Below are 23,139 nucleotides of genomic sequence, written 5' to 3'. Positions count from 1 at the left end.
TATGGCAACGATGCGTCCAGAACTCACCGAGGAGCGTCTTCAGGAACTCTCGTCTCGCGCGGAAGCGAAATTCTACCGGGCATGTCGCGACCAGCTACCCGATGATGTTCTAGTTATCCATTCGGCTTCGTGGACATACAGGGATCGCGGGGGCTTGCTACGGGAAGGCGAAGCGGATTTTACGATTGCGTTTCCTTCTGCCGGAATTCTCGCTATCGAGGTCAAAGGTGGTGGGGTATCGTTTGACGGGACGTCCGGCGAATGGTTTTCGATTGACCGGGCTGGTGATCGCAACGAAATCAAGGATCCGTTCAAGCAAGCAAAGAACGAGAAGTTCGCGCTTCTCGATCAGCTTAAAGGGCACCGGAAGTGGCGCGCGTGGAAGGGCACCCGTATGGTCATCGGAGAGTGTGTGATGCTCCCGGATGTGGATAACGCGAAGTCCCTGGCGGCGTCTGGTCGTCCTATAGAAATCATCGGCGGTCGATCTGAAATGGGCAACGTCGCGGCGTGGCTCGCGGGAGTGAACGCTTTCTGGGCCGCTGCTGGGACGCAGCCGCTCGGCGAGGACGGCGTCAAGCTGGTTGAGGACATTCTTTGTGCATCCGTAAGCGTTCGACCGCTTTTACGCTCTGTACTTGATGAGGCTGAGCAGGAACGCATCAGACTGACCGACGCTCAAGCGAAGATTCTGCGAACGATTGGTGGTCGCAAGAGGGCGGTGATCGCTGGCCGTGCGGGCACCGGAAAAACCTTGATTGCGGTCGAGAAGGCACGGCAGCTTGCGGCTGATAACGAGCGCATCTTGCTGCTTTGCTACAACCGTCCGCTTGCTGACCTTCTGGCTCAATCGTTGGCAGGCGTTCCGAAAATCGAGGTCATGGGGTTTCATCAGCTTTGTGACCGCAGACGCTCGCTCGTACTCGAGCGCACAAAGCGGGACTTGTACGAAGAGGCGAAAGAGGCGTACCCGGGTAACGATGCGAAAACCCGATTTGAAGTTCAGATGCCGTTTGCTCTTGCGCTTTCGAGCGAGGTGCTGACGGACGATCTCTACGACTCGGTCGTCGTTGATGAAGCACAGGACTTCAGTGACGAATACTGGTTTTCGATCGAGGATCTGCTGAAAGATAAGGACAATGGAACGCTCTTTCTTTTCAGCGACCCCAATCAGGCGCTTTACAAGCGCCATGCTCAGCTCCCCGTTAAAGAGGATCCTTTCTACCTCACCGTGAACTGTCGCAACACCGCGCCTGTTCATGAGAAAGCCTACGCCTTCTACAAGGGGGAGCCGGTTGATTTGCCAGAGTTGCATGGACCGGATGTGGTTTTCGAAACGGCTGCGTCAGTGGATGAGCAGGCGGCGTTGATTGTCACCCGTTGCAAGCAGCTATTGCAGGGTGAAAAAGTTGCACCCTCTGACATTGCTGTCCTGCTTGCGAAAACACCGAAGCAGGCCTTGTTCGATCGCCTCAGCCGGACGACTCTGCCCGGCGGTGTTGGTTGGTCGCTCGAAAACCGCGCGCGCAATGCGATTCTTGTGGATACTGTTAGCCGTTTCAAGGGATTGGAAGCCCCAATTGTCATTCTGTGGATTGGTAGCGAGAATCTGACTGAGGAGAGTCGGGAAACGCTTTACGTCGGTCTGTCCCGCGCCAAGCATCTCCTACATGTCGTGGGGGATGAGACGGTCAAATCATTCTTTACGCGGACCGAAGTCAAGGCGTAGCGCGCTGTTATTTTCCAAGGGTGCTCGGAGACGTCCAGACATTAGGCGGCACGAATTCGGCCGATTTGCGCATTTCACGTGATATAGCAGGAGCTTGATCACCGTCCGTTATATCGCGATGCACGCGGAAATGAATGGAATGTGCAAGGGGCCGAACCTGGCTGATTGCAAGCGCGTACAAATGTAGGTGTTGATCCCGGCTCCTTTCGAATTGAGTCGGACTTGGACTCTCCGAAGGAGAGCATGAAAGCAGACGTCGATCCATTTCAGCTCGACCTGTTTTCGTAGGCGCACGGGCACTTGCTCCGTAGGCCTGAGCAGAGGCGTTCGTTCGCAAGCACTCGCGCAGTGGCGAGATTGGTGACGCCTGTTCGCGAAGTCACGTCCGAGTTCGTCGGGATGGCTCCGATACCGGGCGCGTCCCGGTGGGGATTCGCCGCGCTAGGCCTAGCGGTGGCGGTCGCCTGAACGCGGTGCTGACCTGGCGAGCCCGTTTGCTGTCTTACCCATGAAGGTAGGTTGACGTCGTCGCAATCGACGCGCGGTGCAGGCGCATTTATCGCAAACGGCGTCTCCTGACATGCACCTAGGTGAGGAGGCAGCATCTTTCGGCTCTGCAGCCGAAGCAGCGACGAACGGTACGTCAGGGCCACCGTCATCGTCGACGAATGTATAGCCGGAACCGGCCCAATAGTTGCCATTCGCCAATGCACAAAGGCGTCATTCCGACGGCCGGTTCAACCTCGGAACCTGCCGTGTGCACAATGGGAGCGGCTCGCCGTTACCGGACGTGAAATGCCGACGCTGGTGGAGGGGCTGGCTCCCATTGATCCGGACCTCGGTGCACGGCCCGAGTTCTGTGACCGTCAAAGAATGCCGGAGGCAGCCAACCCCTCAGCTACGTAGGGTCGCATTCTCCACACCCAATGTTCTTCGTCGGGGTTTCGGGCGTTATCGCCCCAAGCGATCGTGCATGTCATCACTCGTGAGCCATCCTTACGCATCGGCAGGTCTATAGGCAGCTCTGCGAAGAGCATCGCACCAAGTATTCCGTACTGGAGATTCGCTGCGGAATAGGTTGCATAGTCAGCGGCTTTTGCAAGCTGGGTAGCCGTAATTCTTTGGTCGGAAGCATTCAGGTGCGCTCTCAGCATGGCTTTGTGACCCGCAGTAAGCTGGTGAGCAATCCGCACGAAGACCTTCGCAATCTCCGCTGCCGTAGGCTCATCAAGCCGCGCAGCAGCTAGCGAGATCTGTTGTTCGTATAAGGCATCGCAGAGTGCGCGCCATACTTCGTCCAGAGTCGCTCTGCGAATATCGACGACCATTTCCCCATCCGCCCACATGACACCTCGGTAAGCGTTGTCAATGAAACGGGCAACCAGGGTGAACGGGCCGGCCTTGATTGTTTTCATCTCTTCGGACATTACTTTCTTCTCTCTCAGTCGTTAAACCCTTGCGCGGAGCCATCTCCCAGAAGGCGATCAAGTGTCTTGGCTAATTCATCGTAACAAGCTCATACTCCGCGCCGGGCGGCTTTATCGAATTGTCAGCGCCGATGGAAATGCTGTAGAACGGAACGTCGTGCTTTCCACTCGGCAAGAATTCCATCCCAACCGTTGCGCCTCGCAGCCTTCCGAGTTTTCCAAGGTCCCTAGTGCACCAGTTTGCATTATTTTTTTCAAATTGCACCAAAACCAGTGATCTAAGAAGAGTGGTTATTCGCCCATCGATAGCGACCGACTTCTCGCTCGCGTGAGCGCAAACGCGAGACGATCGCCGTGCTTACCAGTAAAGTCCCGAAACATGCGGTGCGAATTCTCTTGCGCGCCGCTCCGCAGGTGGGCAAGGCAAAAACTGGCAAGCGACATGGACGAACAAAAACGCACAACTTGGCAGGTTCGCACGCGCACGGCGACGCGCGCGAATGGGGCGCCCGAACTCCTGATGGCGTGGGGAACGGACAAAGGCACGGGACAACCCCGATACATCCTAGATCTGAGCGAAGCTGAAGGCGGCGCGGCGTGCAATTGCCAGTGCGCCGATTGCGGCATGACGCTCATCGCGGTCAATGCCGGAAAGACCATTTATCGACGTCGGCCGCATTTCCGTCACGAAGCCGGTGGCGAGCGTCGAACATGTCTGATCGCCGCCGCGCGGGCGGGACTTCTCGCGTCGCTCGCTGACGTTGGATACCTCACCTTACCTGGGCACCGGCGCGATGCGCGTATAACAGGGTTAAGCGGCCACGTGTATGAAGCTTGGGTCGAAGTGCCACCCGAGGCCGTGAAGGTCGTGTCGACGGCAATCGTCGACGAGGCCTCGGCCATCGTGCGCCTGGAGGACGGCCGGGAATTCCGGGTTCTGCTGGTGGGCAGTCGAAGCAGTATGACAGTTGACGTGCCGACAGTGGAAATAGTCGTAGATGATCCGGCGCTCGCAGCGCTCTCACCAGAGGATCTGCGCAACCGGATGCGCCTCGATGTGAGCGCGGGCAATTGGTGTTCGCACTGGAAGGATCTGCAGCTTGAGGCCGAAGCTGCGAAAGCCGCAGGCGATCTCGCGGCGGATTCAATCGACTATGGCAGCCCGAACCGGGAGTCCGCCCTTCACGAAGCAGCCAAGAAAATTCTAGAGCGTGAGTGCCGCATCCTTGTCCCCGCATTACAGGTTTCGGAAGCAAACCAGATCCGTCCCGCCGCTTCGTTGGAACTTGAGGACGTTTCACTCGAACATCCGCTCGGCGAAATCCGGCCAGATGTTAAGGCTCGCACCGCTTCACATCCACATTGGCCTGCAGACGATCTGCTGATCGAGGTGACGGTGAGCAATCGGATCACCAGCGAACGGGAAGCCAGAATAAAGAAGCGCAACCTTCCTTCGCTGGAGATCAACCTGTCCATGCTCGCCGGTCGAGTGACCCTGAACGAGTTTCGTGACCTAGTGGTGAGCGAGTTGGAAGGGAAACGCTGGATTCACCACCCGGCGTTAGCCGAGGCTGAGAAAAACCATGTGTTCACTCAGGACGAGCCGCAGAAGGTAGCGTGGACATCCGATGCCCTGTCGAGTCAACGCGGCGCCGGGATCGGGAAATCTCAGCGCGAAGGCTTCTTTGGGCCGGGCGGTGCTTCCCCGGAACCGCAGGTCGCGACCGGATCTGGGGCGGCGCGTGTTCCTCGCGCCGCGCCTCAGTCGGTTATGCGGGCGCTGCAAAGGGTTTCCGACGGGCGGTTGGCTAACCAGCCGTTTATCATGGTTCCCGATCTTACGGTACGACTCAGTTCAGCAACCGGAATGTCATCGCCGTATCCGCAGGTAATCCGGGCAGCGCGTGCGCTGAAGATACGCGAGATCACCGTGGGCTCGACAAGGGACTCTGTACCGGCCTTGCGGATCAAGACAATCGCCGCGCCGGACTGGCCGGCTGAAACGCTCTTTGTCGAACTCTCGATCAAGGGGTTTTCGGAGCCCGACACGGTCCGCATCCGGGAGCGGGGCCAACCGACTCTCGCCATGGAGCTTGGGCGACTCGACCCGGACGCGCTGGATGAATTGCTTTTAGGACGTCTTGTGTTCAACGAGTTTGCGGCAAAGCGCTGGCTCTTTCACCCGTCGATCGACGATTACATTCGGCGATTCGAAGCGACGCGCTCCCAACAGGCTACGCCAACAAGGACTGCGCCAACATATAGCGCGCGCCGGGGATGACCAACCGTTCGGATCATGAAACGTCGGCTCACGCCGGCGACCAGTCCGCCCTACGCGCGTACAGTGTCAGTTCACCTGAGTCTTGATCAAGTCCGCCGGTCGCGACATTGTGCAATCACTGGTAGTCGATCAGGATCGCGTCAGTTCCTTCGAAAGTGAAGGTAACTCGCCAATTGCCACTGACCCATACCGAAAGGCGGCCTTCTAGGTCATTGTGCAATGGATGCAACCTCCAGCCCGGCATATTCATATCCTGAGGTGACTGGCACCTCATCCAACCGACCGCCGTCAGCTGAGGAATCTAAAGTTGCCTCCGCGATGTCGTCTGTCTGTTGAGCCCCAGTCGCGGCCCGCGGGCCGACCGGTACGCGAAGTCCGCCCACGGCTGATGTCCCGATCTACCGGGTCGGGCACAGAATGTTGAAGCCGAAAATGGTTTTCGCCTTGTAGAAGTGAGGTTCAGTCTCAAGGCGCTAGGGGGCGTTCGAGTGATCGCGATCGCGCGACCGTTTCCGCTCTGATTCCTGCCTTTGGATCGGCGCCTGCTCGAGCGACAGCAACGGGTGGTCGATTGCCGCGGTTTGCCTTGAAAAGGGCCGCTCGCGACCAGATGTGACTGTGACTGTCAGGTCGCCTCTCGACTTATAAACGTGAGTGGTGCCACATCTTGCTCGGCGGAGGGATCCATATAGATTGGCGTGTACCAAATCCGGTTACATGGCGGTTACACGGACCGCAGAAACAGAAAGGGTTACAGGCAAAACGCCTGTAACCCTTTGATTTTATTGGTGGAGAGGAAGGGGATCGAACCCTCGACCTTCGCATTGCGAACGCGACGCTCTCCCAGCTGAGCTACCCCCCCAACGTGCAAATAATTCTAGCACAAGCATTTTCCGTTTTGCCAAGGCGCCAGCCCCAGCAAAAACTCACTTCGAAGGCGCCCCAGCAAGCACCCAATCGACCACTGCGTGAATATCCGCATCGCTCATCGACTGATGCGCGGGCATCGGAATCATGCCCCACACACCGAAGCCGCCGTCCTTCACCTTGCGCGCCAACTTCACGGGCGCCTGGGCGTCGCCCTTGTATCTGGCGGCGATCTGCTGAAACGACGGACCGACCAGTTTGCGATCCACCGCATGGCATCCCATGCAAGCATTCGCGCCGGCCACCCTCTGACCGCTGGGTACATCGGCCGCATTTGCCGTCGATACAACCAAGCCCGCCGCCCCGAACATCGAAGAAGCGATAACAACACCAACAACCCCAAGCTTCATTGCGGCGCCTTCGGATTGCCAGGGTGAACCGCGTTCGAATTCGTGACCGGCGCCGGCGACTGCTGCTCGAGCGGCCGCGCGCTGACCGATGAATCCGGGATCGTCCCCACCGTCGCCGCGCTGGCATCCGGCTGCGACGCGGCAACGGGCGCCGTCGCCGCAGCGGCATTCGCCGCCGCGGCTTCTTGCGGCTGGATGTACTGGAACACCTTCACGACCTGCGTGACCCCCGGCACCCGGCTAGCGACGTCCGCGCCGCGATTGCCTTCGTCCATCGTGACGAGGCCCATCAGATACACGGAACCGCGCTCGGCGACGACCTTGAAATCGTTCGCCGAGATATCCTTCTCGGCGATCAGCGCGGTTTTCACGCGCGTCTCGAGATACGTGTCGTTCGTGCGCGAGGAGAATGAACTCGCCGGCATGATCGCGAGTTCATTAACTATCGTATTCACGTTGTTCAGGCCGCGCGCGATACTCTCCGCGCGCTGCTTGGACGCATCCCCTGCCACTTCGCCGGTCAGCAGCACGCGGCGGTTGAACACCGTCACGTTGACGTGCGCCGAATCCGGCAGGTTCTGGCTGATCTGCGAAAGCGCCTTCACCTGGATCTCGCGGTCCTCGGTCTGCGCGCCGATTGTGCGCCGGTCGGTCGCCATCAACGCGCCGCCACCCGCCGCGCCCGCAACGGCGAGAAAACAACCCTGCAACGTCGCGGACAACCCCGCCGCAAACCCAACTACCAGCACGGTTCTCACCAGTGTCTTTTTGACGCGGAATACGCTCATCAACTAGCTCTCCTTCGGATCAATCTCAGTCTTCGCCCAGCAACATGGCATCGATGCCGTCGCATAGACAATGGATGGTCAGCAAATGCACTTCCTGGATGCGCGCGGTGCGATCTGACGGCACGCAAACGTGGATGTCGGTATCGCTCAATACTTCCTGCATGCGCCCCCCGCCCTTTCCACTCAACGCGACGACGATGATTTCGCGCTCGTGCGCGGCTTCGATTGCAGCAATCACATTGGCGGAATTGCCCGACGTGCTGATCGCGAGCAGGACATCGCCCGGCTGACCCAATGCCCACACCTGCTTCGAGTAAATCTGCTCGAACGAATAGTCGTTGGCGATGGCGGTGAGCACCGACGTATCGGTACTGAGTGCGACGGCCGGCAAGCCGGGCCGCTCGCGTTCGAAGCGGCCGATCAGTTCGGCGGCAAAATGCTGCGCGTCCGCCGCGGAACCGCCATTGCCGCACGCAAGAATACGGTTGCCGTTGGCAAGCGCGGTAAATATCGTGTCGATTGCTGCAGCAATCGGCATCGACAAGGTTTCCAAAGCTTCGAGTTTGACTGCCGCGCTATCGCGGAAGTGTTGTTGAATGCGTTCGACTGACATCGAGTCTCTATCTTCTGCCGCGAGTGGGCCGCAACGTGCGGCCGTATTGTGAAGTCGTATAAATGAAGTCTTGCTGCGAGCAATAGCGCTCCACCGAACCTTGAGCGCAACGAACCGTGTGCGCTTCAACACCTCGCAAAATGCGCTGTGCAGCACGCTGAAGTCTCGCCATTTCGCCCCGTAGCTCGCACGCGAGCGCAAGTTTATCGCACTAAGACACGTTCTCCGCGCATTGCGTCACACTTCGTCGGCACGGAAAGCATCGCGTAACCAGACGAGGCGCCCCGCTTCGAACGCAATCACGTCGAAGCGGCAAGCGGGCTGTTCGCGCGAATGCGAACGCTGGCTCGCAAGATAGTGATGCGCGGCGCGTACGATCCGTTGCCGCTTCTGCCAACCAATGCTTGCAGCCGCGCCGCCATAGTTGCGTTGCGCGCGCGCACGAACTTCGACGAATACCAGCGCGCCGTCGCGCTCACGCATCACGAGATCTATTTCCCCGCCGCGGCACGACACATTGCGCGCCACGAACCGCAAACGCTGACGCTGCAAAAACTCCTGCGCACGCGCCTCGAACGCCGCGCCGACGAGTTTGGACCCTGCCTGCCCGGAAAAGTTGTTCGATATGGCGGCGCTCGCGCTCGGCTTCTTTCGCGCCGCGTCGACATTCCGCGCGCCAGCCGGAACGCGCGGCGCTGCGTGGCACAATGACGGCCTCATTCCGTCCGTTTGCGTTTTCTGCCTCATGACTCCTCTCTCCGAACTCGCGCAAGGACAGCAGTACCCTGCCGCCGCGCTGTATGTGGTGGCCACGCCGATCGGCAACGTCGCCGACATCACGCTGCGCGCGCTGCATGTGCTCGGACTCGTGGATCGCATCGCCGCGGAAGACACTCGCAACACGGGTCAGTTGCTCGCGCGCTATGGCATCTCGAAGCCGCTCATCGCGGTTCATCAGCACAACGAGCGAGCCGCCGCGCAACGCATCGTCGAGCATTTGCAAGCGGGCGAGCGCGTGGCCTATGTGTCCGACGCGGGCACACCCGGCATTTCCGATCCGGGCGCAAAACTCGTCGATGCAGCGCGCGAAGCGGGCTTTGCAGTGATTCCGCTGCCCGGCGCCAGCGCACTTGTCACCGCGCTGAGCGCGGCGGGGGATTGGGTCGCGACGTTCTCGTTCCTCGGCTTCCTTCCGCCGAAACCTAAAGCCCGCGCCGCCGCGCTGCAAACGCTCGCTCAGCATCCCCACGCGATGGTTTTTTACGAAGCGCCGCACCGCATTGTCGAAACAGTGCAGGCGTTAGCCGACGCGTGGGGCGGCGAGCGCAAGCTCCTCATCGCGCGAGAACTGACGAAGTTACACGAAGCCTTGCATTGCGGCACCCTGGCCGAAGCGCCAACGTGGCTCGCCGCCGATCCAAACCGCCAACGCGGTGAGTTCGTACTGGTGGTCGAAGGCGCGCAGCAGGCAATGGCCGGCGAACATGATCACGATGCGTTGCTGGAGATGTTGCTGGAAGAGTTGACGGTGAGCAGCGCGGCCAGGATCGCGGCGTCGGTCACCGGCGCGTCGCGCAACGCGCTGTACACGCGCGCACTGGCGCTGAAGAAAGAGGACGATTGAGGGAAGCGGCAACGCCTTACGCGCAGCTGCAAGAATCGAAAAAAGGGCCGCCCATGCGCATGAGCGGCCCTTCTTTTTTCTACAGGCAGGCGTCGTTTGCCATGCCAACCGACGCAAATAGCGCCGTGCGCGTATTACTTCTGCGCGATGGAGCCCGAGTCGGAGGCCAGCGTTTCGTCACGCGCCTGGCGCGCTTCGTCCTGCGTCAAACGTTCGATGTTCACGCGCGCGGTGCCCGCATGGCGCATATCGAGCACATTCGCTGCCGCCATCGACAGGTCGATCACACGGCCGCGCGCGTACGGGCCGCGGTCGTTGATTCGCACGACGACGGAGCGCGAAGTGGCGGGATTCGTCACTCGCACATACGAACCGAGCGGCAACGTGCGATGCGCTGCAGTCAGCGCGTGCATGTCGTAACGCTCGCCATTGGCGGTGCGGCGGCCATGGAAGCCGCGGCCGTACCACGAGGCGCGGCCGGTCTGATGAAAGTCCGAGACACCGGTACTGTCATCCGAAAGCGGCTTCGCATCGGCCAGCGACGGCCCTTGCGCGGCAGCATCGGCGGAGGCCGGCGCGCTGCCGTAGGCTTGCGGTCCGAAAGACGCTGCTTGCGTGTTCTTCGTGCGCAGCGGCACAGCGCTTGCGACGCTGTTGTCGGCGCCCGGCGGCGTGGCGCAACCGGCCAGCACAAAAAAGGCAAAAAGAGTCCCCAGACTACGGGATAACCGAGTTTTCATAAGACGTGCAATCAAATTGTCGAGCCGCATCACGCGTAGTTGAGCGTGTTGCCTGCGACTCCGGCGGCAAAGGACGATAACGCGCCGCGCAGACGAGCGCAGAACGTCAAAGCCCGGATGCGGCTCATTCAGCCGCTACCGCACGGTTAATTTTCACGTCTGGCGCAACCTGTCCCCGGCAGCCTGACCAGACCCCACATGCCGCCATCGAACGTGGCAAACACGTTCTTGCGCGCGAGACTCAGCGCGCAGGAACGGCGGCGTAGGCCCCACCCAGCGTCACGACCGTAAGAGTCGTAGCAGGCGCGTGGCGCCTGGCTGGGCAAGACGTGTGCATCGAAAGCTCGATACCTGATGGCCGTCCATAACCGCGACAGCCCATACTTGAGTGGCGATCCGCGCTCCCATTTTTGATGGGGACGCATCGCCTTGTGGCAGCACGATTCCTCGTGCATGGGTCCATTATACCCAAAACAGAATGCTGTGTTGCTAAGCGACTGAAAACCTTGATGAATCTTCACCATTGCTGCAAAAATCAGCAGACAAAACACTTCGGTGCAAGCACTCGCGGGCGCCCGCCAACGTCGGCGCAGCGCGTTGAGACGCCGGTACAATCAACGTTTTTCCCGCGGCGCCGTCATTCATGAAAGTCACCTTGATCCCCGTTACGCCGTTCCAGCAAAACAGCTCGTTGCTCGTTTGTGAGGCGACTGGGCGCGCGGCTGTCGTCGATCCGGGCGGCGACCTCGACGTCATTCAGGCTGAGATCGCGCGCCAGAACGTGAGCGTCGAGAAAGTCTTCCTGACGCACGGTCATATCGACCACTGCGCCGGTGCAAAGACGCTCGCCACGCATTACGGAGTGCCGATCGAAGGCCCGCATCCCGACGAACGCTTCTGGCTCGACAAACTGCCCGATCAAAGCACCCGGTTCGGCTTTCCCGCAGCCGAAGCGTTCGAGCCTGACCAGTGGCTCGACAACGGCGACACGGTGCAGTTCGGCGACGAGACGCTCGAGGTCTATCACTGTCCGGGGCATACGCCCGGCCACGTAGTGTTCTTTAGCCGCGCGCACCGGCTAGCGCTAGTCGGCGACGTGCTGTTCGCAGGCTCGATCGGCCGCACGGATTTCCCACGCGGCAATCACACGGATCTGGTGCGCTCGATTCGCGAAAAGCTCTGGCCGCTCGGCGACGACGTCACCTTTGTCCCTGGCCACGGTCCTACGTCGACATTCGGCGCGGAGCGGCGTAGCAATCCCTATGTTGCCGACGGAGTTGTCGCATGAGCAGCGAAATTTATGTCAGTACCGACGTCGAAGCGGACGGCCCCATCCCCGGTCCGCATTCGATGCTGAGCTTCGCATCGGCCGCCTATACGGAAGACAAGCAACTCATCGCCACTTTCTCCGCGAATCTGGAATTGCTCGAGGGCGCCGCGCCGCATCCCGTGCAAGAAGCGTGGTGGAAGACACAGCCGGAAGCCTGGGCGGCCTGCCGCACGGACTTGCAGCGTCCGGAGGCGGCGCTCGCGGCGTATGTCGACTGGGTCGAGGCGCTGCCCGGCAAGCCCGTGTTCGTCGCCATGCCGGCCGGCTTCGACTTCACGTACATGTTCTGGTACATGATGCGCTTTGTCGGCCGTTGCCCGTTCTCGTGGTCGGCGCTCGACATCAAGACGCTCGCCTTCGCAATGACCGGTTTGCCGTATCGCAAAAACATCAAACCGCGCTTTCCCAAACACTGGTTCGACGAGCATCCGCATACGCATGTGGCGCTCGACGACGCGATCGAGCAGGGCGCGCTTTTCTGCAACATGCTGAAGGATCTGCGCGCAATGCAGGCCGCGGGCCTAGCTGCCAGTGTAGAAGGGGACGCCTCAGGACAAAATCCCGCTGAGGAACCGGCAAATTAGGTAATCTCCCTCGCTCAGGCCGTTTTGCATTGCGTTTCGTTTTCGCGCCCTCTACCATGCGGTGATACGGCGACGCCAACGGAGGCGCAGTTGACACTCGATACGTTCTCTCAGAAAATCCTGCGCCTTTTGCAGCTAGATGCACGCCGCTCGGTGCAAGAAATATCCGACCAGGTCGGTCTGTCGAGCACGCCTTGCTGGCGGCGCATCAAGGACATGGAGCAATCGGGCGTGATCCAGCGCTACACGGCGCTGCTGGATCGCGAAAAACTGGGGCTGCACGTGTGCGCGCTCGCGCACATTCACCTCACGCGTCATACCGAGGGCGGCGTCGAACAGTTCGAGCGGGAAATCGCCACTTGCCCGGAAGTGACCGAGTGCTACAGCACGACCGGCGAGTCCGATTACATCCTCAAGATCGTCGCGCCGGACATCAAGGCGTACGACACGTTTCTGCACGAACGCATCTTCAAGATTCCCGCGGTTGCTCAGGTACGCACGAGCGTCGTGCTGCGCGAAATCAAATTCGATACGCAATTGCCGCTGTGATCCGCGCTGCTAGATATAGCCGTCGGCCGTGCAGATTAAGCTCGGGCCGGTGCAGCTGCGCGCGGCGACTCATTGAGCGCGGCTCGCAGTTGCGCGCGGCACGACCGCCTTGTGTCGGCTTGCGTTCTTGCACGGCTTAGCTGGTGCCATGCGGGGCCGTCCTCTTGTGACGATGCGCGCCCGCGCCGAGTTGCGTCGGCGAACCGCTTTGCGTCGACGGGGTGTTGAGTTCGCGCAATACATCGAGCTTGCGCGCGCCGAGGCGGCGCTTTAGCGCGGCGAGGTCGACACGCTCCAGCGCTCCCGCGCTCTCGCTGTCGATGTCGTTGTCGTGCAATGGCTGCACGGGCAGCACGACTTCGACGTCGAGCCCGGTGCTCAGATAATGAATGTTCACCGCCGCGGCCTTGAGGCCGCCCGCCGCCAATGCGACGTTGACATCGGCAACGATCCGCTCGCGTGACGGCAAACCCACCGGCGGATGCGCGACGGCATCGTTCTCGGGATCGACATGGATCAGCGCGTCGAGCACACGGTTGTCGGTCAACACACGCAGGCGTGCGCTCTCAGCGATGTAATGCCCCTCGGAAACCGAGATCAGCGGATCAACCAGGATATGTGCGTCGACTAGCGCGAAATCGCCCATTTTTCGCGTGCGCAATTCGTGGACATCGCGAACGCCGGGCGTCGACAGTAGCAGCGCGCGCATGTCGGCAGTGGCGGCTTCGTCTAGCGCGCGGTCGGACAGATCCTGCAGCGCGTCCCACCCGAACATCCAGCCCATGCGCGCCACCATGAAACCGACGATCGCGGCGGCGATCGGATCGAGCAGCCGCACGCCGGCGAGACTGCCGAGAATACCCAGCGCGACCACCAGCGACGATGCCGCGTCCGAGCGCGCGTGCCACGCGTTCGCAATGAGCATGGCTGAGCGCACGCGCTGCGCTTCCCGCAGCATGTAGCGGAACAGCCCTTCTTTGGAGAAGAGCACCAGCACTGCCACGAACAGAGCGCTCAGATGAACGGCCGGAATGCTGTCCAGATCGGCGAGGCGAGTGCCGGCACGCCACAACATGCCGACGCCGACAGCGATCAGCAGCGCGCCGAGAAATAACGAAGCGACCGTTTCGTAACGGCTATGCCCGTAATTGTGATCCGCGTCCGGCTTTGCGCCGCTGTGCCGATTGGCGAACAGCACGACAAAATCCGAAATCAGATCAGCAAGAGAATGGATGCCGTCGGCCACGAGTGCCTGCGAGTGCGCGAACACGCCGATGGCGATTTGCAGCGCCATCAATACCGCATTCAGCGCAATACTCACAAACGTACTTTTGCGCGCGACGCGGTGTTTCTCGGCGGACTCAACGGCGGCGGAAGGCATCTTGAAGGAAGCAGGAGTTCAATGCCTACATTCTACCCGCCGGGCCTTCATAAACCGCGCTGACTGCAAAAACATCTATAAAAATCAGCCGCTTATGAAAACGAAAAGCATTCGCATTCCAGTTACGCGAAGTTGCGGCGCACGGCAACTTGCGGCGCGTTCGGCACGACAATAAAAAGGCCGCGTTCAGAACAGCACGCGACCTTTCTTGGCGAGGCTGAAGCGCTCGCGCAACCGACTCGTATTCGTATTACATTTAACGGGGCAGCCATTTACAGCTGAGTAATTCCCTAAGGGATTACTTTTGAATCAAAAACTTCTCGCGATCCAAACCGGCAATCCACCGCGGCGGTTTGCCGCGCCCGGACCACGTGCTGCCGCTTTCCGGGTCACGGTATTTTGGTGCGACGCCGGCGCGCGGACGAGCAGCTTTGGCGCCTTTAGGTGCGCGGCCGCCGCCCAGCTCGCTAAGGGAGATGCCGTAGTCGGCCATTTTCTGTTTGATTTCGTTGAGCACTTCCGCGTATTCGCGCGACTTAGCCTCTTCGATCTGCTTTTCAAGCTTCTCTCGCTGCGCGAGTAGTTCCTTGTAGGAAGACATAGGGTTCCCTTATGGTTTGAATTAACAACTGCCAGTCTTAAGCCAGCTTGCCCTTTGCAGGTGTTCATGCCTCGGAATTTGCACGCGAGATTAACACAAAATAGAAAGACTACAAATGCATCGGCGTAAAACTAATACTTCTTCGTTTCAAAAACTTTCGTTGCAGCCCCTTGTGCGCGCGTTCCCTTTCAATTTCGCCACGTCCGCATATTGCAACGCAAGACTCTCTTGCGTCGGTAATTAATTGTCAGCAGATGAAAATTAAGATACGTTTCACCGCGCAAACATCTCATTTCATGAAAGCTTCGATATGAGACGACGTAAATATTGCAACGGCGCTTTCCCGCCGTTTTTCTGCGATAAGGTTTTCCCGAATCGGCAATAAATGCCTAATTGGTTTGCCGCCGCATGCAATCTTCTAGCGCCGCGTGCAAGGTTTCCCGATCCGGCTTACCGCTGTCGAAGGCGAAACGTTTGCGCAGCCCATCTCGTCTTAAATCGGCGCCATACCGGTCCACGCCAATAAGCTGATAACCAGATCGGTTTGAAAACGCATCGGCGAATTCTCCTATGAGCGCTTCTTCCTGATCGGCTTCCAGCGCAGGCAGCGGGTCCAGTTCGTCGCCGCCAAGCCACCCCATTGCGCCGAACCCGCCGATATAGCGCAGGCGGTCGAGCGTCATGGTCCAGAACGTAAAGTCGCCGAGAACGAGATAGCGCTCCGCGTCAGGGTGATAGCGCAGATAACGCGCGACGAGTTCCGGCGCCGGATCGACCGGTTCAAACGTGCCCAGCAACGTGACGCGCTGACCATTGAGTACGTCGCCGTCGGGCGCGTCGACGACGAGAAAGCCGGCTCGCGGATCTGCGTGCAGATTGTGCGTATGCTCGGCGAGCCGGCTCACCAGAATCGTAGGCCGGTGGCGCCCGTCCGGCGCGAATGGCAGCACGGACGGATAAGGGAAACCTTCTGGCTGGCGAGCGTGCGTCGCAAGCGTGCCGACGGCGGAGGTATGCAGCAGGTGCAATGGAGCTTGTGCGGGAATGTTCAATTGCCTTCCTTGATGAATGAGCTCTGCTCGCCGGAGACCGCAAATGCCAGTTACATGAGGGGACGCGTGAGCTGGCGACCGCGTCCCGCGCTAGCGCTTGCAGTCGGCGCGAATCGCCTCCGACGCGCACTTTCATGGCTTCAAGCGCTTCAAGCATAAGACAGCGCGCCTGGTTAGAATCGGAAATTCGCTTTCAGTGCGCTTCTCCCGCACCTTTCTTCACGAGACTTCCGTGTCCGATCGATCTCCCGACTTCGCCGCCATCCCCGCCGCTCACCGCGACCTGTCCTATACAGTTCGTCAGCGAGCCCGCATTGCAACCATGGCAGTGTTTTTCATCGCCGGGATGGTGTACGGGTCGTGGGGCGTGCACGTGCCAACCGTGCGCGATCGTTTCCAGCTTAGTCCAGCATTGCTGTCGCTGGCGCTTCTCGCCGTCGCTGGCGGCTCGATCGGCGCGATGGCAGCCAATGCTTCGTGGATCGCGCGCGTCGGCACACGCCGCGCGTGCCTGACCGGCGGCCTCGTGATGGCGGTCTGCGCCGCATTGATCCTGGTGGTGCCGTTTTACTGGCTTTTGCTGATCGTGCTGGCAACGTTCGGCGCGGGCATGGCCACGCTCGACGTCGCGATGAACGCAGAAGCCAGCGCTGTCGAAAAGGCGCTGGGCAAGCCGATCATGTCGTCGTTGCACGGCATGTTCAGCGTCGGCGGGATGTTCGGCGCGGCGGCGGGCGGCGCGCTGCTCGCGCATGGCATGGCGCCGGCCGTGCATCTGGCATTGGCGGCCACCGTCAGCGCGCTGGTGCTGATCGCCGCGTGTCCGGCAGTGTTGCCGCACGTACCGCACGACGAACATCCGGATTCCGCGACGCCGCGCGCCAATCGCTGGCGCTCGCCGGCGTTGTGGGCGCTCGGCATCATGGCGCTCGTCGCGCTGATCGCGGAAGGCGCGATGTACGACTGGGCAACTGTGTATATGCGCGACGTCGTCCTCGCCACGCCGGCTCTTGCTAGCGCCGCCTACGCGGCGTTTTCCGGCGGCATGGCAGCGGCCCGTTTTGCCGGCGACGCCGTGCGCGCCCGCTTCGGCGCTCCGCAACTCGTGATGGGCAGCGCAACGCTTGCGCTCGCAGGAATGATCGGCGCGCTCTTGCTGCCGACTCCGGTCGCCGCGTTAGTCGGTTTCACTTTGATGGGCCTCGGCCTGGCCAACATGATGCCGGTGCTGTTCGCGGCTGCGGCGAGCGTGAAGGGCATTCACGCGGCCGAAGGCCTCGCGCACGTCGCGGGACTCGCGTATTTCGGGCTGCTGTTCGGGCCAGTGGTGATCGGTGCAGTCGCGCAAGTGACCAATCTGTCGATTGGGCTTTCCGTGGTCGCCGTGTGTTGTGCGTTGATTGCGTTCGCGGGCCCGAAAGTACTGCGACGCCTGAAAATCTAGCAACAACGTAGCAACAACGCGCAGCACCCAAAAGAAAAGGCACGCGACCTGACGGTACGCGTGCCTTTTTTAATCATGTGTTCACGGACAGCGCAAGCTGCCCGCGCACATGCGCTCTTACATCTTCACGACGTCGAGCAGTGTCTTCTTGCCCGACTTGTAGTTGTACAGCGAGATCACGCCGTGCTTCAGATCGCCCTTCGAATCGAAGGTCGTCTGGCCGATCACACCCTTGTAGTCGGTGTTCGGCATTGCAGCCAGGATCTTCGACGGATCGGTCGAGCCAGCGCGCTTCATTGCGTCGACGATGATGTACACCGCGTCATACGTGAACGGAGCGTAAATCTGGATCGGCTGGCCGAAACGCTTCTGATACTTTGCCTGGAACGCCGGGCCGCCTTCCATCTTCTCGAGCGCCATACCGGCTTCCGAGCAGACGATGTTGTCGGTTGCGTCGCCGGCCAGATCGGACAGCTTGTCGGTACACACGCCGTCGCCTGCCAGCACCTTCGCACGCAGGCCGAGCTGCTTGGCTTGCTTTGCGAACGGGCCGCCGGTTGCGTCCATGCCGCCGTACATGATGGCGTCCGGATTTTCACCCTTGATCTTCGTCAGAATCGCGCGGAAGTCGACAGCCTTGTCGTTCGTCGCGTCATGCGACATTACGTTCAGGCCCAGCGACTTTGCCGTCTTTTCGAATTCGTTCGCGAGACCCTGGCCATAAGCGGTCGAGTCGTCGACGATCGCGACGCTCTTCACTTTCAGACCCTTCGCTGCGTAGTTCGCCAGTGCCGGACCTTGTTGCGCATCGGTCGCGACGACGCGGTACGTCGTCTTGAAACCTTGTTGCGTGTAGGCCGGGTTCGTTGCCGACGGCGAGATCTGCACGATGCCTGCATCGCTATAGATCTTCGAAGCCGGAATCGACGTGCCCGAGTTCAGGTGGCCGACCACTGCGACGACTTTATCGTCGACCAGCTTCTGCGCGACCTGCGTAGCGGTACGCGGGTCGGCTGCGTCGTCTTGCGCGTCGAGTTGCAGCGTGACTTTCTGGCCGCCAATTGTCAGGCCCTTCGCGTTGATTTCTTCAACCGCGAGGCGAGCGCCGTTTTCGTTGTCTTTCCCCAGGTGAGCGATACCGCCAGTCAACGGTGCAACGTGACCGATCTTGACGACCGTGTCAGCCGCAGCCGATGTTGCCAACGTCGCGAACAGCATCGCCGCAGCGCTGATCGGCAACAGCTTTTGAATCTTGATGTTCATGTAAGTCTCCAGTTTCGGTCCCAAAAACAACGTAATCGCCCTGTGCCCCCGCTTCCCCTACACGTGTCGCTCAGTCCCGTGGACGACCACGCCGGTTGCATCGTTCATGCACTTGGCCAGTACGTCCGCCGGACTGTTTGTGGCAGGCGGCGACCCGTACTTGCGCGCAAGTGTAGGCTATCAAATTAATTTGTGGGACTTTTTTGAGGAAGTGGGATGAACACTAATAGCGTTTATCCACAAGCGACCGTTTCCGGCCTGCATGACGCCCCGGAGAACACCAGCCCATGCGGGTTTCCGCTATGTAAAGCGTTCACTCGGGAACCAGGCCTCAGGCTTTTAGCGGGTTAAACCGTTAATGGTTCGAATAAGCTTCGAGCGGCTTTTGATTGTGAAAACGACGCGCACAGCAAGCGGGGGCGATGCGCGCCTGACTCATGCCGATCAGCGCCTGAATGCCGCAATACGTGCGCTTGCCGCATGCCATTCCTGCTCGAGTTGCTCCATCAACTCGGCGGCGCCGAAGTCTTCGCGTCGCGCACGGCCCAACGGTGCGCCCTGCCCCGCCCACAGCGAGAGATAGTCGCCGTTCTGCGCGCGGGCCGCTGTTTGACGCAACTCTTGTGTCAATGCGTTCTGCACGGGATACGGCGCGATGTTCTGCGGCACGTCGCTCAAACGCTGCATGAGCGGATTGCGTATGCCGCGGGCATGACGGCCTGTGATGGCGCGCGTCACCGAAGTCGATGTGTCCGTGATCGAACGCAGCCGCTCTTTCCATGCCTGCGGTATCGCGCTCTCGCGGCTCGTCAGAAACGCGGTGCCCATCACCGCGGCTTGTGCGCCGAGCGCAAGCGCGGCGACGATCCCGCGTCCGTCCATGATGCCGCCCGCGGCCAGCACCGGCAGCCCGGTTGCATCGACGAGTTGCGGAACGAGCGCCATTGTGCCGACCAGCGCCTCTTCAAATGAGCCGATGAACGTGCCGCGATGCGCGCCCGCCTCCGCTCCTTGCGCGGCAATTGCATCGGCGCCGGCATCGCGCCATGCGACACCTTCGGCGACATGCGTCGCGGTGCCGATTACATATTGACCGTTGGCATGAAGTCGCGCGACATCTTCGCTCGACAGCACCCCAAATGTGAAGCTCACCACCGGCACGCGCGACTCGATGAGCGCCTCGAGTTGCGCGCGAAAATCGGGTGCATAGCGTTCGAGCGGCCGGCCCGGTGGCAAGCCGAGGTCCGCGCGCACCGGGTCGATTGCTTCGAGCGCGCGGCGCACTGTGGAGTCGTCCGGCGAGGCCGGCTCCAGTACAAACAGATTGATGCCGAACGGACGATCCGTGAGCGCGCGAATCGCCGCGACATCGGTTGCAATCTTCTCCGGCGACAGCGCCGCGCCCGCCAGCGTACCCAAGCCGCCGCTATTCGACACTGCGGCGACCAACTCCGGCGTGGTAGCGCCCGCCATCGGCGCCTGGACGACCGGCACTCGCAAGGCAAAATGCTCGGCAAACGGCGTCACAAAATTGACTTCACTCATGATCGATTCTCCTTCGCGCGACCCGCTCCTCGTAGCGGCGGACCACTACCGTGGACTCTACCGGCACCGCGCGCAACGGAAAAATGAATTATAGAGAACGTTTCAATCGCCTTACGAGATTGCCTCCAAAAGGCCCGTCATGCGGGCTTCCTAAGCCTGCGCGCAAGGCTTCGAGGACCCTGCCTGCAGCCGCTTTCTTTTGGTGGCAAACTGACCGCCCGCTTCAGGCATTCAGCCTCTTGCGTTGACCTGAACTCAATTCGCAGACTGAACTCGCGCAGCAACGCGCGACTACGGAGAACATCATGAGCACGACTTCCCGATGGATCGACATCCCTGCCGGCAACGACACGTTCGGCGGCTATCTGGCGTTGCCCAAAAGCGGCAAGGGGCCGGCCGTCATCATCATTCAGGAAATTTTCGGCGTGAACAGCCATATCCGCTCGGTCGCGGATCAATACGCGCAAGACGGATATATCGCGCTCGCCCCGGACGTGTTCTGGCGGGTGCAGCCGCGCGTCGAGTTGACGTATGAAGGCGCCGACCGCGCAAAGGGCATCGAACTAATGCAGAAGCTCGACGCGAACGAGGCCGCCGACGACATCGGCGCCGCTGCGGCGGCACTGCGCGCAATGCCCGAAGTCACAGGCAAGATCGCCGCCATCGGCTTTTGCTTCGGCGGACGCCTTGCATATATGGCGGCCGCACGAGGCAGCGTCGACGCCGCAGTCGCCTATTACGGCGGCGGCATCCAGAACCAGCTCGACGAAGCCGCGAAGGTCAAGGTGCCGATGCAGTTTCACTACGGCGAACTCGACGAGCACATTCCGCTGTCGGCCGTCGGTCAGATTCAGGAGCGCTTTGCGGGCCGCACGGATACCGAGTTCCACATTTATCCGAATGCCGATCACGGCTTCAACTGCTGGGACCGTGCGTCGTATAACCAGCGCGCTTCGGCGCTCGCGCATGGTCGCACGCTGACGTTCCTCGGCGAGCGTGCTTAAGTCGAGCCGATAGTCGGCACGATGCGCGCGGCGCCTCACGCCTGCGCGTAAGTCGGTTACCCTGTCAGAAACGGCGCGTCCTCGGCGCGCCGTCTTCTTTTATGCGCGCCCATGAGCGGCTGGAAGATCGCGGCGTCCTGTTTGCCCCAGCCGCTGGCGCGCATGAACATCCGCCATTCAACATTCGGCAGCGAGGACTCCCCGTCGTGCTATCAGACTATCTTGCCCATGACGCCATCGGCCTGGCCGAACTCGTGCGCACTCGAGAAGCGAGCGCGCGCGAGTTGGTGGACACAGCGATCTCGCGCACCGATGCGGTCAATCCCGCGATCAACGCGATCGTGCTGAAGGACTATGACGCGGCCCGCGAACGCGCGTCGCGTTACGACGCAAGCATGACGAACGGAGCGAATCCCGCAGACGCCGGCAACCCAGGAACGACGCCGACCGCGCAGACCGCGCTCGCCGGCGTGCCGTATCTGATCAAGGATCTCGGCGCTCCGGTTGCAGGATTGCGCATGACAATGGGCAGCCGCCACTACCGTCACTTCATTCCCGGCGACGACGCGCCAGTGGTCGCGCTTGCCAAGGCGGCAGGGTTGAACATCTTCGGCAAGACCAGCACTTCTGAGCTTGGCCAGATGCCTTATACGGAGCCCGAACTGTTTGGCGCATGCCGCAATCCGTGGAACCTCGACCATACGCCGGGCGGCTCCAGCGGCGGCGCGGCGGCGGCAGTTGCGGCCGGCATCGTGCCGCTTGCGCATGCGTCGGACGGCGGCGGCTCGATTCGCATTCCTGCATCGTGCTGCGGCCTCTTCGGACTGAAGCCGTCGCGCGGACGCGTGCCGCGCATGCCCGCCGCGGTCACGGCGGGCGAACTCGGCATCGATCACGGCGTATCGCGCAGCGTGCGCGACAGCGCGTTGCTGCTCGACCTTCTTGCTGGCAATGCCGACCGTCCGCTCGCCGCGCCCGGTACGTTTCTCGGCGCGAGCCGCGAGCCGTGCAAACGGCTGAACATCGCTTACGTAACCGAGCCGATGCTCGCGCCGTCCCTCTCCGCCGATGCGCGCGCCGCACTGGAGGACGCCGCGCAACTCGCGAGTTCGCTTGGCCATAACATCGAGCCGATTTCGCTCGGCATCGATTTCGCGGCCGTCAGACACGCATTTCTCACGCTCTGGTCGGTCACCGCGGAAGACCTCGTGTTGAACGCCGAACGCATCACCGGGCGCAAACCGCTGCGCGAAGAGTTCGAAATCTCGACGTGGGCGATGGCGCACGTGGGCCGCAAGCTCGGTGAACGCGGCCTGCCCGCTGCGCTCGAAGAACAGCGCCGCATCACCGAACGTTTGACGGGTCTGCTGCAGCGTTACGACGTGATCTTGTGTGCGACGCTTGCGAGCGCGCCAATCAAGATCGGCGAGATGCAGCCTACTTCGGCGGAACGCATGCAAATGCGCGCGGTCAGCGCGATGCCTCTCGAACCGCTGCTAAAGAAACTACTCGCCGAAGCGTCGAATAAAGCGTTTGCGTGGGCAGGCTGCACGGAGTTGTTCAATTTGAGCGGCCAGCCGGCCATGTCGATACCGCTTTACTGGAATGCACGCGGACTTCCGGTCGGTGTGCAGTTCGCCGCGCGCGACGGTGGAGAAGCGACGCTGTTGCGCCTCGCCGCCCAACTGGAAGCGGCGCGCCCCTGGTTTGACAAACGGCCGCCGCTTATCAAAGCGCGCAGCTAGGCGACGCGTTTCGCCGCGACCGCGCGGGTATTCAGGCTTCTCGACGCTGGTGCCATGCGAATCTCGAGCCTCCGAAAAGCGTCCCGTGATGTTCTGTGTCAGCGTCAATGGGCATTCGCGCGATGAATCGCGCCCGAGTCGCGGCAAATCGCATTGGAGTGT

20 protein-coding genes and 1 tRNA gene are annotated in these 23,139 nt (G+C 60.9%); 9 read left to right on the top strand and 12 right to left on the bottom strand.

The features are described from left to right. Position 1: 1 nt before the first annotated feature. Complete coding sequence (locus RW095_RS35890; protein ID WP_317020486.1) at positions 2-1,729, top strand: nuclease-related domain-containing DEAD/DEAH box helicase; 1,728 nt, start codon at positions 2-4, stop codon at positions 1,727-1,729. 866 nt (positions 1,730-2,595) lie between these two features. On the opposite strand, the gene RW095_RS35885 is transcribed toward RW095_RS35890, so the two are convergent. Next, positions 2,596-3,156 carry a hypothetical protein gene (locus tag RW095_RS35885; RefSeq protein ID WP_317020485.1) on the bottom strand — a complete coding sequence of 187 codons (561 nt, stop codon included), beginning with the start codon at positions 3,154-3,156 and terminating at the stop codon, positions 2,596-2,598. Between the two features lie 442 nt (positions 3,157-3,598). Here RW095_RS35885 and RW095_RS35880 point away from each other — a divergent pair, with 442 nt between their 5' ends. Then, the gene (locus RW095_RS35880) at positions 3,599-5,437 is read left to right on the top strand and encodes a hypothetical protein (RefSeq protein WP_317020484.1); all 1,839 of its coding nucleotides are present in this window, start codon (positions 3,599-3,601) and stop codon (positions 5,435-5,437) included. Positions 5,438-6,223: 786 nt separating this feature from the next. Here RW095_RS35880 and RW095_RS35870 read toward each other — a convergent pair. The 5 genes from RW095_RS35870 to RW095_RS35850 all read right to left on the bottom strand — a co-directional run bounded on the left by RW095_RS35870 (position 6,224) and on the right by RW095_RS35850 (position 8,862). Continuing rightward, positions 6,224-6,299, bottom strand: a tRNA-Ala gene (locus RW095_RS35870). Between the two features lie 64 nt (positions 6,300-6,363). After that, entirely contained in the window at positions 6,364-6,714 is a 351-nt protein-coding gene (locus tag RW095_RS35865) for a c-type cytochrome (RefSeq protein ID WP_317020482.1), read from the bottom strand. Then, entirely contained in the window at positions 6,711-7,502 is a 792-nt protein-coding gene (locus RW095_RS35860) for a BON domain-containing protein (RefSeq protein ID WP_317020481.1), read from the bottom strand. The genes RW095_RS35865 and RW095_RS35860 overlap by 4 nt, the downstream gene beginning before the upstream one ends. Positions 7,503-7,527: 25 nt before the next feature. Next, positions 7,528-8,115 carry a phosphoheptose isomerase gene (locus tag RW095_RS35855; RefSeq protein WP_317020480.1) on the bottom strand — a complete coding sequence of 196 codons (588 nt, stop codon included), beginning with the start codon at positions 8,113-8,115 and terminating at the stop codon, positions 7,528-7,530. Positions 8,116-8,352: 237 nt separating this feature from the next. Continuing rightward, positions 8,353-8,862 (bottom strand): YraN family protein, encoded by a 510-nt coding sequence (locus RW095_RS35850; protein WP_317020479.1) that lies wholly within the window; start codon positions 8,860-8,862, stop codon positions 8,353-8,355. Between RW095_RS35850 and rsmI the strand changes: the two genes are divergently transcribed. Next, the gene (gene rsmI, locus RW095_RS35845; RefSeq protein WP_317020478.1) at positions 8,861-9,739 is read left to right on the top strand and encodes a 16S rRNA (cytidine(1402)-2'-O)-methyltransferase; all 879 of its coding nucleotides are present in this window, start codon (positions 8,861-8,863) and stop codon (positions 9,737-9,739) included. The genes RW095_RS35850 and rsmI overlap by 2 nt on opposite strands. 134 nt (positions 9,740-9,873) lie before the next feature. Here rsmI and RW095_RS35840 read toward each other — a convergent pair whose 3' ends face one another. Continuing rightward, on the bottom strand, positions 9,874-10,479 hold the full coding sequence (locus RW095_RS35840) for a septal ring lytic transglycosylase RlpA family protein (RefSeq protein ID WP_394365168.1): 606 nt from the start codon (positions 10,477-10,479) through the stop codon (positions 9,874-9,876). A gap of 643 nt (positions 10,480-11,122) precedes the next feature. On the opposite strand from RW095_RS35840, the gene RW095_RS35835 reads away from it, so the two are divergent. From RW095_RS35835 to RW095_RS35825, 3 genes are all read left to right on the top strand, one after another. Further along, a complete protein-coding gene (locus RW095_RS35835; protein ID WP_317020476.1) occupies positions 11,123-11,767 on the top strand; it encodes an MBL fold metallo-hydrolase in 645 nt (214 codons plus the stop codon). Further along, a complete protein-coding gene (locus RW095_RS35830) occupies positions 11,764-12,393 on the top strand; it encodes a 3'-5' exonuclease family protein (protein ID WP_128589039.1) in 630 nt (209 codons plus the stop codon). Before RW095_RS35835 ends, RW095_RS35830 begins: the two co-directional genes overlap by 4 nt. Before the next feature lie 90 nt (positions 12,394-12,483). Continuing rightward, positions 12,484-12,942, top strand: a complete 459-nt coding sequence (locus RW095_RS35825) for an Lrp/AsnC family transcriptional regulator (protein WP_006050474.1) — start codon at positions 12,484-12,486, stop codon at positions 12,940-12,942. A gap of 136 nt (positions 12,943-13,078) precedes the next feature. On the opposite strand, the gene RW095_RS35820 is transcribed toward RW095_RS35825, so the two are convergent. The 3 genes from RW095_RS35820 to RW095_RS35810 form a co-directional block, all read right to left on the bottom strand. Further along, the gene (locus RW095_RS35820) at positions 13,079-14,323 is read right to left on the bottom strand and encodes a cation diffusion facilitator family transporter (RefSeq protein WP_317020475.1); all 1,245 of its coding nucleotides are present in this window, start codon (positions 14,321-14,323) and stop codon (positions 13,079-13,081) included. 298 nt (positions 14,324-14,621) lie between these two features. Further along, a complete protein-coding gene (locus RW095_RS35815; RefSeq protein ID WP_020067195.1) occupies positions 14,622-14,924 on the bottom strand; it encodes an H-NS histone family protein in 303 nt (100 codons plus the stop codon). Positions 14,925-15,313: 389 nt separating this feature from the next. Further along, positions 15,314-15,976, bottom strand: coding sequence for a HugZ family pyridoxamine 5'-phosphate oxidase (locus RW095_RS35810; RefSeq protein WP_317020474.1), 663 nt, complete (start codon positions 15,974-15,976; stop codon positions 15,314-15,316). A 232-nt stretch (positions 15,977-16,208) separates the two neighbouring features. Between RW095_RS35810 and RW095_RS35805 the strand changes: the two genes are divergently transcribed. After that, the gene (locus RW095_RS35805) at positions 16,209-17,420 is read left to right on the top strand and encodes an MFS transporter (RefSeq protein WP_317020473.1); all 1,212 of its coding nucleotides are present in this window, start codon (positions 16,209-16,211) and stop codon (positions 17,418-17,420) included. Between the two features lie 117 nt (positions 17,421-17,537). Here the strand turns inward: RW095_RS35805 and RW095_RS35800 are convergent, their stop codons facing one another. After that, entirely contained in the window at positions 17,538-18,683 is a 1,146-nt protein-coding gene (locus tag RW095_RS35800; protein ID WP_317020472.1) for a branched-chain amino acid ABC transporter substrate-binding protein, read from the bottom strand. Positions 18,684-19,127: 444 nt separating this feature from the next. Further along, positions 19,128-20,228 carry an NAD(P)H-dependent flavin oxidoreductase gene (locus RW095_RS35795; protein ID WP_317020471.1) on the bottom strand — a complete coding sequence of 367 codons (1,101 nt, stop codon included), beginning with the start codon at positions 20,226-20,228 and terminating at the stop codon, positions 19,128-19,130. A gap of 305 nt (positions 20,229-20,533) precedes the next feature. Between RW095_RS35795 and RW095_RS35790 the strand changes: the two genes are divergently transcribed. After that, the gene (locus tag RW095_RS35790; RefSeq protein WP_317020470.1) at positions 20,534-21,232 is read left to right on the top strand and encodes a dienelactone hydrolase family protein; all 699 of its coding nucleotides are present in this window, start codon (positions 20,534-20,536) and stop codon (positions 21,230-21,232) included. 206 nt (positions 21,233-21,438) lie between these two features. Further along, entirely contained in the window at positions 21,439-22,977 is a 1,539-nt protein-coding gene (locus RW095_RS35785; protein ID WP_317020469.1) for an amidase, read from the top strand. Positions 22,978-23,139: the final 162 nt, after the last annotated feature.

It is taken from the genome of Paraburkholderia kirstenboschensis, assembly GCF_032806925.1.
GTDB classification, from domain to species: Bacteria; Pseudomonadota; Gammaproteobacteria; order Burkholderiales; family Burkholderiaceae; genus Paraburkholderia; species Paraburkholderia kirstenboschensis.
This window is presented reverse-complemented; position numbering and strand designations above follow the sequence as displayed.

Excerpts from the sequence above, each read along its gene's own strand:
- RW095_RS35890 (WP_317020486.1), top strand. The coding sequence starts at position 2 with ATGGCAACGATGCGTCCAGAACTCACCGAGGAGCGTCTTCAGGAACTC.
- RW095_RS35885 (WP_317020485.1), bottom strand. The coding sequence starts at position 3,156 with ATGTCCGAAGAGATGAAAACAATCAAGGCCGGCCCGTTCACCCTGGTT.
- RW095_RS35880 (WP_317020484.1), top strand. The coding sequence starts at position 3,599 with ATGGACGAACAAAAACGCACAACTTGGCAGGTTCGCACGCGCACGGCG.
- RW095_RS35865 (WP_317020482.1), bottom strand. The coding sequence starts at position 6,714 with ATGAAGCTTGGGGTTGTTGGTGTTGTTATCGCTTCTTCGATGTTCGGG.
- RW095_RS35860 (WP_317020481.1), bottom strand. The coding sequence starts at position 7,502 with ATGAGCGTATTCCGCGTCAAAAAGACACTGGTGAGAACCGTGCTGGTA.
- RW095_RS35855 (WP_317020480.1), bottom strand. The coding sequence starts at position 8,115 with ATGTCAGTCGAACGCATTCAACAACACTTCCGCGATAGCGCGGCAGTC.
- rsmI (WP_317020478.1), top strand. The coding sequence starts at position 8,861 with ATGACTCCTCTCTCCGAACTCGCGCAAGGACAGCAGTACCCTGCCGCC.
- RW095_RS35850 (WP_317020479.1), bottom strand. The coding sequence starts at position 8,862 with ATGAGGCAGAAAACGCAAACGGACGGAATGAGGCCGTCATTGTGCCAC.
- RW095_RS35840 (WP_394365168.1), bottom strand. The coding sequence starts at position 10,479 with ATGAAAACTCGGTTATCCCGTAGTCTGGGGACTCTTTTTGCCTTTTTT.
- RW095_RS35835 (WP_317020476.1), top strand. The coding sequence starts at position 11,123 with ATGAAAGTCACCTTGATCCCCGTTACGCCGTTCCAGCAAAACAGCTCG.
- RW095_RS35830 (WP_128589039.1), top strand. The coding sequence starts at position 11,764 with ATGAGCAGCGAAATTTATGTCAGTACCGACGTCGAAGCGGACGGCCCC.
- RW095_RS35820 (WP_317020475.1), bottom strand. The coding sequence starts at position 14,323 with ATGCCTTCCGCCGCCGTTGAGTCCGCCGAGAAACACCGCGTCGCGCGC.
- RW095_RS35815 (WP_020067195.1), bottom strand. The coding sequence starts at position 14,924 with ATGTCTTCCTACAAGGAACTACTCGCGCAGCGAGAGAAGCTTGAAAAG.
- RW095_RS35800 (WP_317020472.1), bottom strand. The coding sequence starts at position 18,683 with ATGAACATCAAGATTCAAAAGCTGTTGCCGATCAGCGCTGCGGCGATG.
- RW095_RS35795 (WP_317020471.1), bottom strand. The coding sequence starts at position 20,228 with ATGAGTGAAGTCAATTTTGTGACGCCGTTTGCCGAGCATTTTGCCTTG.
- RW095_RS35790 (WP_317020470.1), top strand. The coding sequence starts at position 20,534 with ATGAGCACGACTTCCCGATGGATCGACATCCCTGCCGGCAACGACACG.